Consider the following 9,595-nt stretch of genomic DNA (forward strand, 5'->3'; position numbering starts at 1 on the left):
ATCGGAAATCGGACATCAGAGGACAGGGGTCGGTGCATCACGGGGGCACGGAATCCTGTCGGCTGAATTCTGATTTCTGTTCCCCCGGTACGGCCGCACCCGGCTCTCCGGGAGGCCCCTTGCCCCCCAAGACGCGGGCGACGGGCCCGTCTGGACCATGCGACCGCAGACCGCAGACCGAAGACCGACGACCGTAGACCGAAGTTATAGGGCGTCCTCGCCCCGCTCCCCGGTCCGGATCCGGACCGCCTCCTCCACCGGCAGCACGAAGATCTTGCCGTCCCCGATCTTTCCGCTCCGGGCCGCCCGTTCGATCGCCTCCACCACGCCCCAGGCGAGCTCGTCGGGCACCACGACCTCGATCTTCACCTTGGGCAGGAAGTCCACGATGTACTCGGCCCCGCGGTACACCTCGGTGTGCCCCTTCTGGCGGCCGAAGCCCTTCACCTCGGTCACGGTGATGCCCTGGACCCCCAACTCCGATAGGCTGTCCTTCACGTCGTCCAGCTTAAACGGCTTGATGATCGCCTCGATCTTCTTCACCGCTGGTCTCCCTCTTCCGCTTCCCGCAGCGCCCGTTCCAGGGCGGCGAGCCGCTCCTCGAGCTCCTCGATCTCCCAGAGCTGGTGGGGCCGCACCGAGTGGGCCGGCAACCGGCGCCTCCGGTCGGCGATCTCGACGCGCAGCGCCTGGATCTCCCGCCGGATCTCGTCGAGGCGGCTCACGCCCCCTCCTCCAGCACCTCCTCGATCCACTCGAGGGCCGCGATCATGGCGGAGAACCCCACCGTCGGCAGCGCCAGAAGGGCCGCGTGCCGCAGCTCTTCCGGGGAAAACCCCTCCTCCAGGGCCCGCCGGGCGTGGGATTTGACCCCGCCGCGGCTCTGCTGGCCGATGGCGATCCCGAGCCGCACGAGGCGGCGGTCCCGCTCCCCCAGGGGGCCTTGGCGGTTCACGGCCAGGGACAGCTCCATATGGGCCTTTTCCACCTCGGGAAACCGGCTGAGAAACCTCCGGTACGGGCGCGGCAACTGGGTCACGGCCGCCTCCTTTCGTGGGGTGTGGTGGGACGCCTCTCCGTCCGGCCCCTCCGCGCGTGGGAAGGGGCCCCCGCGCCGGACGACACGGACACTCCATCCTAGCCCAAGGAAGCGCCGGCGCAAACCGCCCCCCCTGCGCAGACCCCAGGGCCGTTTCCCCCGGCCCCGGGATGGGGGTAGACTCCCGCCCCGGGCCGAAGAGGAGGTGGAAAGGAAATGGCTTCCCTCGAAAACCGAGACGCGTGCGGGGTGGTGGCCCACATCCGCAAGGACGGCCGCCCGACCCACGGCACGTTGAAACGAACCCTGGAGGCCCTGGTGGCCCTGGGCCACCGGGGCGGCGAGATCGAGGGCGAGGGCGACGGGGCCGGCGTCCTGGTGGACCTGCCCCGGGACCTCTGGGCCCGACACCTCGCCCGGGCCGGCCGGCGGGAGGACCTGGCGCACCGGCCGGGATTTTTCGTGGCCCACGTCCTCCTCCCCCGGCCGCTGCGGCCCCAAGCGGCCGAGGTGAAGGCGGCGGTGCGAAACGAGTGGGTCGCGGCGGGCCTCGAGCTGCTGGCCGAGGTCCACCACCCCGTGGCCCCCGAGGCCCTGGGGCCCCGGGCCCGGCAGGACGAACCCGAGTTCTGGCAGGTGGCCGGGCTCGATCCCCTCCATCCCGACCCGGCGGAACGGGACGCCTTCCTGGAGCGCATGGCCGCCCGGGCCGAGGCCCACGGCGTGCACGTCGCCAGCCTCTCGGCGGACCGATGCGTGTACAAGGTCCATGGAACCCCGGTCACCCTGGGCCGGTACTACCCGGACCTCCGGAGCCCGCTCCTCCGGACCGCCACGGCCATCGGCCACTCCCGCTACTCCACCAACACCCTGCCCACGGTGCTACGGGCCCAGCCCTTCGGGTGCCTGGCCCACAACGGCGAGATCAACACGATCGAGCGACTCCGGCGCGAGGCCCGGGCCCTCGGTGCCGAGATCCCCCCGAGAGGGTCCGACTCCCAGGACTTGGACCGGATCGTCCGGTTCCTGATCCACGCCTGGGGTTTGAGCCTCCTGGAGGCGGTGGAACTCCTCTTCCCGCCCGTCCACCACGAGATCCTCCACTCGCCCGAGGTGCTCCGAAGCCTCTACGCCGCCATGCGACGGGTGTTCGACGCCTCGGCCCAGGGCCCGGCGGCCCTCATCCTCCGCCACGGCGACGAGTTCGTGTTCAGCGTGGACGCCCTCGGGCTCCGGCCCCTGTGGGTGTGCGAGACCGGCCGGGAGTGGGTGGTCACCTCCGAGCCGGGGGTGGTACCCGTGGAGGACCTGGAAACCGACCCGAAGCCCATGGCGCCGGGCGAGAAACTGGCGGTGCGGGCGGGCCCCGCCGGCCCGGAGCTCATCCCCCACAGCCCGCTCCAAAAGGAGGTGCTGGCGCGGTTCTCCCGCCGGCTCGACCTCGGGGCCTGCTGGGGGGCCCTGGGGCTCGTGCGCGGGGAGCGGGCGCTTCCTTCGGCCGGGGCCCCCTTCGGGGCGGCCGAACCGCCGGAGCCGATCGGCCGCCGGCAGGCCCGGGCTGGGTGGGATCGCCACGACCTGGACCTGCTCGAGGCCGCGGCGGCCACCGGGGAGGACCCCGTGGGGAGCATGGGCTGGGACGGCCCCCTGGCGGCCCTCGATCCCGAGGCGGCGAACCTCGCGGACTTTCTCCACGAGGACGTGGCCGTGGTCACGAACCCGGCGATCGACCCCAAGCGCGAAGGGGAGCACTTTTCGACCCGGGTCCGGATCGGAAGCCGGGTGGTTCCGGGGGACCCGCCCCCCTACCCGCCCTGGGTGTCGGTGGAGGTGCCGATCCTGATCGACGGCATCCCCGGGGCCGAGGCCCGGCGGGTGGCCGGGCGGTTCGAAACCGCCCTGCTCGCCGACGTGGTGGCGTTCCTGGGACCCGATCGGGCGGCGCCCTTGTGGCTCCGCCGGACCCCCGGGACGCCGCTCGAACACGATCTCGACCGCCTGGCCGGCGAGGCGCGGGCCGCGGTGGAACGGGGCGCCTCGATCCTGGTGCTCGCCGATCCGCCGGAGGGCCCCGGGATCGACCCGCTCCTCGCCCTGGCCACGGCCGACCGGGCGCTGCGGGAGGTGCGGGACGAGCGGGGCCTCGCGCTGCGGCGCCGGGCGAGCCTCGTGGTCGCCACCGACGCCCTCCGGAACCTCCACGACTGCGTGTGCTGCCTGGGGCTCGGGGCCGAGGCCGTGGCGCCCCGGCTGCTCTTTCGGGCCGCGTTCGAGGCCGGGGGGCCCGAGGCCGCGGCACGCCTCGTCGGGGCCCTCGTGGGGGGGATCCGGTCGGTCCTCTCCACCATGGGCATCCACGAGGTGTCGGGGTACGGCCGGGGGTTCTCCGCTGTGGGGCTCTCGGACGATCTGGCCCGCCGCCTGGGGGTGAGGAACCGGTACGGCGGCCGGGCCGGCCTCACCCTGGACGAACTCGACCGCCGGTGGGCCGCGAGGACCGGAACCGAACCCCGCCGGGTGGCCCGGCTCACGCCCTGGATCGCGAGGCCCCTGCGGGAGGCGGCCGAGGGCCGGCGGGACTACGGCGAGGCCGCCGGCCTCGTGGCCCAAACCGTTGCCGGACGGCCCGTGGCCCTGCGCCATCTCCTGGACCTCGTCCCGCCCCCGGGCGTCGATCCGGTGCCATCCGACCGGGTGGACGCCCGGGTGGGGGGCCACGCCTACCCGTTCTTCCTCTGCCCCATGAGCTTCGGCAGTCAGGGGGAAACCGCCTTTCGCATCTACGCCGAGGTGGGCCGGCGGCTCGGCATCCCCTGCATGAACGGCGAGGGGGGCGAACTGCCTGACCTCCTCGGCCGGTATCGGGGGGTGCGCAGCCAGCAGGTGGCCTCGGGCCGGTTCGGGGTCCACGCCGAGATGCTCAACAGCGTGGACCTGATCGAGATCAAGATCGGCCAGGGCGCGAAGCCCGGGGAAGGGGGGCATCTGCCCGGTCGGAAGGTCACGGCCAAGGTGGCCCAGGCCCGATGCGCCACCCCGGGGATCTCGCTCATCAGCCCGTCGAACCACCACGACATCTACTCCATCGAGGACCTGGCGCAGCTCGTCGAGGAACTGCGCATGGTGAACCCCCGGGCCCGGATCGCCGTGAAGGTGCCGGTGGTCTCGGGCATCGCCACGATCGGGCTCGGCATCGCCAAGGCCGGCGCCGACGTCGTGACCCTCTCGGGGTACGACGGGGGCACCGGGGCGGCCCGGCTCCACGCCCTGCGCCGGGTGGGGCTCCCCGTGGAGATCGGGGTGGCCGAGGTGCACAGGGCCCTCATCGAGGCCGGGCTTCGGGGCCGGGTGGAGCTGTGGGCCGACGGGGGGCTTCGCACGGCAGAGGACGCCGTGAAGTGCCTGTGCCTCGGGGCCGACCGGGTCGGGTTCGGCACCCTCGCGCTCCTGGGGATCGGCTGCATCGCCTGCCGCCGGTGCCACCTCGACCTGTGCCCCCGGGGCATCGCCACCCAGGTGGAAACCCCGGAAGAGGCCGAACGCCGGGGCATCCGGGGGTTCGAGCCCCGGGACCTCGAGCGGGGCGTGGAGACCCTGACCCGGCTCCTCCGGGCCACCGGCGAGGAGATCCGGCGGATCGCGGGCTCCCTGGGGGTGCGGCAGGTCCGGAACCTGGTGGGCCGCGCCGAGCTCCTGGCCCAGGCCCGGGGGCTCGACCTCGTGGACCTTGCTCCCCTCCTGGAACCGGCGGGGGCCCCGGCGGGGAGCACGTCGGGGGAGGTCACGGTGCGCCGGCCGCTTTCGTACCTGACCCGGGTCGTGACCCAGGAGGTCTGCGCGGCCCTGGACCGGGGCGCCTCGACCGTGAACTACGAGGACGACCGGGTTCTTTCCTCGGACCGGGCCCTCGGGACCCACCTCGCCGGGGAAGCCGTGCGGCGCAGACCCGCGCCGGGGGTGGCCAACCCCTGGCGGGCCCGGCTCCACCTCGGCCCGGGTTCCGTGCCGGGAAACGGCCTGGGCGCCTTCGGGGTGGAGGAGGTGGAGATCCGGGTGGAGGGCGGGAGCCAGGACGGGGTGGGCAAGGGCACCCGGGGTGGGCGGATCGTGATCCTAAAGGGCGAAAACCACGACGGCCGGGCGGTGGGAGGATGCGTCGGGAAGGGGTTCGCCTACGGGGCCCAGGCCGGGCTCTTCCTGGTCCAGGGCGATGCGGACAGCCGGTGCGGGGTGCGGCTCTCGGGGGCGGACGTGGTGATCGGGGGCCGGATGCGGGAACCCCGGCTCGACGCTCTGGGGTTCCTGGCCGACCGGGCCAACTGCAAGGGGTTCGCCTTCGAGTACATGACCGCCGGCCGGGCCGTGGTGCTCGGGGATCCGGGCCCCTGGCTCTGTTCGGGCATGACCGGCGGGGTCGTGTACATGCGGCTCGACCCCGCCCTCGGGCTCGACCGCGAGGCCCTGGCGCGCCGGATCGCCCGGGGGGCCTCGGTGCGGATCGAGGAGGTCGGCCCCCGGGGCGAGGCCGACCTCCGGGAACTCCTGGGCGCCTACGCCGAGGAACTGCGCCGCAGCCCCTACGGGGGCGGGGAGCTCGAGGCCCGGTGGGTGGAGGGGCTCCTGGAGGACCCGGCCGGAACCTTCGTGGCCCTCCGGCCGGGGCCGGAGCCCACGGCCGCCGGCCCCGGCGCCGATTGACACGACCGTGGACCGCGGCGCCCTGCTCCTCCTCATCCCGCCGGTGGCCAAGCCCTCGGAGCCCACGCCGGGGGCCCTGGCGCTGGCCGCCCACCTGCGGGGCCGGGGCGTCCCCGCCGCCGTGTTGGACCTGAACCTCGCGTTCCACCGGGCGCTCTGGTCCCGGCCGTCCCCCGAGGAACCGCCCCCGGGCCCGGCCGGGACCCGGGCCCGGCGGGCCGCCTCGAAGGCCCCGGAGGCGGCCGCCCCGCTCACCGGCCCCCGGGGATACGCCGCGGGCCCGGCCTACCGGCAGGCCCTCGCCGATCTTCTCCTCGCGTACCGGGTGTTCGGCGACGCCCGCGGGGTTCGGGTGACCCCCTCGGACCTGGAGCTTCCCGGCTGGTCTCCGCTCTCGTCGGCCGACCTCGCCCAAGCGGCCGAGGCCCCCCAAGACCTTCCGATCTTCGATCTTCTCCGGCCCCTCGCCGAGGCCGCCCTGGCCCGGGACCCCGCCCTGATCGGGGTCTCGGCCACGTTCCTGAGCCAGGCGGTCCCCGCCTTCGCCCTGGCGGGGCGCCTTCGCCGCTCCGGGTTCCGGGGCCGGCTCGTCCTGGGCGGGGCGCTGGTGGCGGCCTGGAGGCCGCGGCTCCGACCGGAGTCCCCGGTATTCCGGGCCTGGGACGCCCTGGTGGCCGGGCCGGGGGAGGAGGCCCTGGCGGCCCTGTGGCACGGGGCGTGGCGGGCCCCGGGCGTCCTGGCCCCTCGACGGGGGGTGTGGGAGCCCCCCGCCCGGCCCGGCCGGTGGGAACCCCGCGTGGATCCCGAGGACCTCGGGGAGGGCTACCTGGCCCCGGGGCCGGTGGTCCCCCTGCCCCTCAGCCGGGGCTGCTACTGGCGGCGGTGCGCCTTCTGCCCCGAGGCGGCCCAGGGCGGGGCGGGATTCCGGCCGGCCGTCCGTTCCGGAGTGGCGGGCGCCCTGGCCCGGGCCCCCGGCCCCTGGGCCCACCTCACGGACGAGGCGGTTCCGCCCTCGCTCCTCCGGGCCCTGGCCGAGGCCCCGCCGCCCGGCCTACGGTGGTACGGGTTCGTGCGACCGGAACCCCTCCTGGCCGATCCCGCCCTGGCCCGGGGCCTCGCCCGGAGCGGGTGCCGGCTGTTGCGCGTCGGGGCGGAGTCGGCCTCCCAGGCGGTGCTCGACCGGGCCGGCAAGGGGACCGACGCCGCCCTCCTCGGGCCCATCGTGCGGGCGCTGGCCGAGGCGGGCATCCGGACCCAGGTGTATCTGCTGTTCGGGCTGCCCGGCCAGACCCGTCGGGACGCCGAGGAAACCCTGGACTGGGTGCGCCGCCACGCCGACGCCGTGACGTTCCTCAACCTGGCCCTCTTTCACCTCCCCCGGGGGAGCCGCTGGGAGGCCGAACTCGCCGCCCGGGGCCTCCTCGGGCCCGACCTGCCCGGACAGGATCTCTCCCTCTACCGGCCCTTCGCGGAGCCGGCGTGGCCCCGTGCCGAGGTGCGGGCATTCCTCTCCGGTGCCCGGGACGATCCCGTGATCGGGCCGATCCTTCGCCGCACGCCCCCGGGGTTCACCGCGAATCACGCCCCGTTCGCGCCCCTCGGCGGCGAACCCAATTGAAGCGGCCGGCCGGCCGGTGCTAGGGTACAGCAGTTCGCCCCGTGGACCGTTTGGGAGGGGGAGGAAAGGCTCTTCTTACCTTGCGCCGCACAGGCCTACTCCTTGCGCTTGCCCTCGTCCCGGCCCTGGCCGCCTTTTTCGCGTGCCAGCGAACCGAGGAACCCGTGGCCGGCCCGGCCGAACTCCCGCCGGAACCCGAGATTCGGGTCGCGGGCTCCGAGACCCTCTATCCGGTGCTGGAGCGGCTCGTCCAGGCCTACGCCGAGGAGAACCGCAGGGCCCGGGTCCGGATCCTGCCGGGTACGAGCACGGCCGGGGCGGCGGTCGGGGTCCGGTCGGGGGCCGTGGACCTCGGGACCTGTTCGCGCCGCCTTCGGCCCGAGGAGGCCCAGGGCCTCGCGTACCACCTGCTCGGCTACGACCCCATCGCGTTTGCGGCCCACCCGTCCTGCGGCGTCCCCCGGCTCGAACCGGACCACATCCGGCGGATCTATGCCGGGGAGATCCGGAACTGGAACGAGCTGGACGGGGTGGATCACGACATCCTCGTCCTCGACCGGGAACCCGGGGAAAGCCTGCGGCGGGTCCTTCTGGACGCCTTTTTCGGCCCCTCGTTCCGGATGACCGGGGACGCCGTGGTGCTCCCCCATGCGAGCGACATGCGGCGGGCGCTCGCGAGCACCCCCTACGCAATCGGGTACGCCGGCCGGGCCGAACTGCGGGCCTCGGGGATCGAGGTGCGCGTCGTGCCCCCGGCCGGCGTGTGGCCCCGGGCCCAGGACGTCCGCTCCGGTGCCTTCCCGCTGGTGATCCCCCTGGGGATCGTGAGCCCCACGGAACCCCGGCCCGAGGTGACCCGGTTCCTGGGGTTCCTCGTCGGGCCCCGAGCCGCCGCCGTTCTGGACGCCCTGGGGGCCGCGGCGGCCGCACCCTCGAGATGACCCTCGGGCTCCGCTCCCAGATCCTCGCCGTACCCCTCCTCCTGACCGCCCTGGGGTTCGGCGTGCTCGGCGCCACCGCCTACCGGTTCGTGGCGGACCTCCTGGTGGCCGAGGAGGACCGGGCCATTCGGCAGGAGATCCGGCACGCTCAGCGGTTCTTCGAGGACGAGGCCCAACTCCTCGCCGACCGGGCCCGGGAGCTTGCGGACCACTCGGACCTCTGGATCCACCTCGGCCCCGGCCCGGCCGACCACTCCCCCGTGGGCGACCTCCTTCCCTGGAAGGTCCGCTGGGATCTGGACTGGCTCGACCTCGTCGACCGGGAGGGCCGGGAGCGCCTGAGCCTGGACGACCAGGAAAACCCCCTGACCGGATTCGAGCCCCCGCCCCGGGTGGAGCCCGAGGAGGAGGCCATCGTTCGCCTGGGCCTGGCCGGGATCACCCTGGCCACCGTGCTCCGTTCGGGGGAACACACCCTCCTTGTAAGCGCCGCCCCGATCCGGCGGCCGTCGGACGGGGAGATCCTCGGGGTGATCCTCCTGGGAAAACGGGTGGACCGGGAACTCGTGGAGAATCTGGAACAACTGCTCGGATCCCGGGTGGCCCTCCTGGGCCCCGACGGCCGATCCCTGGTCCCGGGGGCCGGGCTTCCCATCGAATGCGGAACGTGCCACGGCCGAACCGAGGCGGCCGTGGCCCCCGGGTTTCACCCCTCCTTCGTGGCGGTCCCGGCCCGCATCCCGCTGCTACCCGGCAACCGGCGGCTGGGCATGGCCCGGATGGCCGTGGGCGGGGAACCCCTGGGGCTTCTCGTGGTGGAGCGGGATCTGGGCCCGGCGTTTGCCGACCTCCGCCGGGCCACCGCCGCCATGGCCCTCGTGGCGCTCGTTTTCTCCCTGGCCGGGACCCTGGCCCTTCTCACGGCCGCGCGATGGATCGTGGGGCCCGTGAAAGCCCTCGCCGACGCGACCCGCCGCTGCGCCGAGGGGGACCTCACGGCGGAGGTGCCGGTGCGGGGCGCCCGGGAGATCCGGGAACTCGCCGAGGCGTTCAACGCCATGACCCGCCAGCTCGCCGGGGCCAGGCAAGAGCAGGCCGCCCTCCACCGGGACCTGGAAACCCGGGTCCGGGAGCGAACCCGGGAGCTGGAGGAGGCCGTGGAACGCCTGATCACCGTGCGGGAGCTGGGCCGGCACCTGCCCCGGGCCGGCGACCCCGAGGCCGTGCTACGGGCCGCGGCCCGCCTGGGGGCCGAGGGGGGGGGGGGGGGGGGGGGGGGGGGGGGGGGGGGGGGGGGGG

Annotated in this window: 7 protein-coding genes; 4 read left to right on the forward strand and 3 right to left on the reverse strand. The window is 74.7% G+C overall.

All coding sequences use genetic code 11. From position 1 onward, the window contains the following. Positions 1-204: 204 nt before the first annotated feature. From ACYQ8L_RS12360 to ACYQ8L_RS12370, 3 genes are read right to left on the reverse strand one after another with little or no spacing between them, the layout of a single operon-like run. Positions 205-543 (reverse strand): P-II family nitrogen regulator, encoded by a 339-nt coding sequence (locus ACYQ8L_RS12360; RefSeq protein WP_459942110.1) that lies wholly within the window; start codon positions 541-543, stop codon positions 205-207. Next, positions 540-725, reverse strand: a complete 186-nt coding sequence (locus ACYQ8L_RS12365) for a histidine kinase (RefSeq protein WP_459942111.1) — start codon at positions 723-725, stop codon at positions 540-542. Before ACYQ8L_RS12365 ends, ACYQ8L_RS12360 begins: the two co-directional genes overlap by 4 nt. Further along, entirely contained in the window at positions 722-1,039 is a 318-nt protein-coding gene (locus tag ACYQ8L_RS12370; protein WP_459942112.1) for a carboxymuconolactone decarboxylase family protein, read from the reverse strand. The genes ACYQ8L_RS12365 and ACYQ8L_RS12370 overlap by 4 nt, the downstream gene beginning before the upstream one ends. Before the next feature lie 216 nt (positions 1,040-1,255). Between ACYQ8L_RS12370 and ACYQ8L_RS12375 the strand changes: the two genes are divergently transcribed. The 4 genes from ACYQ8L_RS12375 to ACYQ8L_RS12390 form a co-directional block, all read left to right on the forward strand. Then, positions 1,256-5,737, forward strand: coding sequence for a glutamate synthase-related protein (locus ACYQ8L_RS12375; RefSeq protein ID WP_459942113.1), 4,482 nt, complete (start codon positions 1,256-1,258; stop codon positions 5,735-5,737). Between the two features lie 7 nt (positions 5,738-5,744). Next, positions 5,745-7,355, forward strand: a complete 1,611-nt coding sequence (locus tag ACYQ8L_RS12380) for a B12-binding domain-containing radical SAM protein (protein ID WP_459942114.1) — start codon at positions 5,745-5,747, stop codon at positions 7,353-7,355. Between the two features lie 80 nt (positions 7,356-7,435). Beyond that, on the forward strand, positions 7,436-8,296 hold the full coding sequence (locus tag ACYQ8L_RS12385; RefSeq protein WP_459942115.1) for a substrate-binding domain-containing protein: 861 nt from the start codon (positions 7,436-7,438) through the stop codon (positions 8,294-8,296). After that, positions 8,293-9,595 (forward strand): HAMP domain-containing protein (locus tag ACYQ8L_RS12390; protein ID WP_459942116.1); only part of this gene is annotated, 1,303 nt, incomplete at its 3' end. The genes ACYQ8L_RS12385 and ACYQ8L_RS12390, both read left to right, overlap by 4 nt.

It is taken from the genome of Deferrisoma palaeochoriense, from assembly GCF_054656955.1.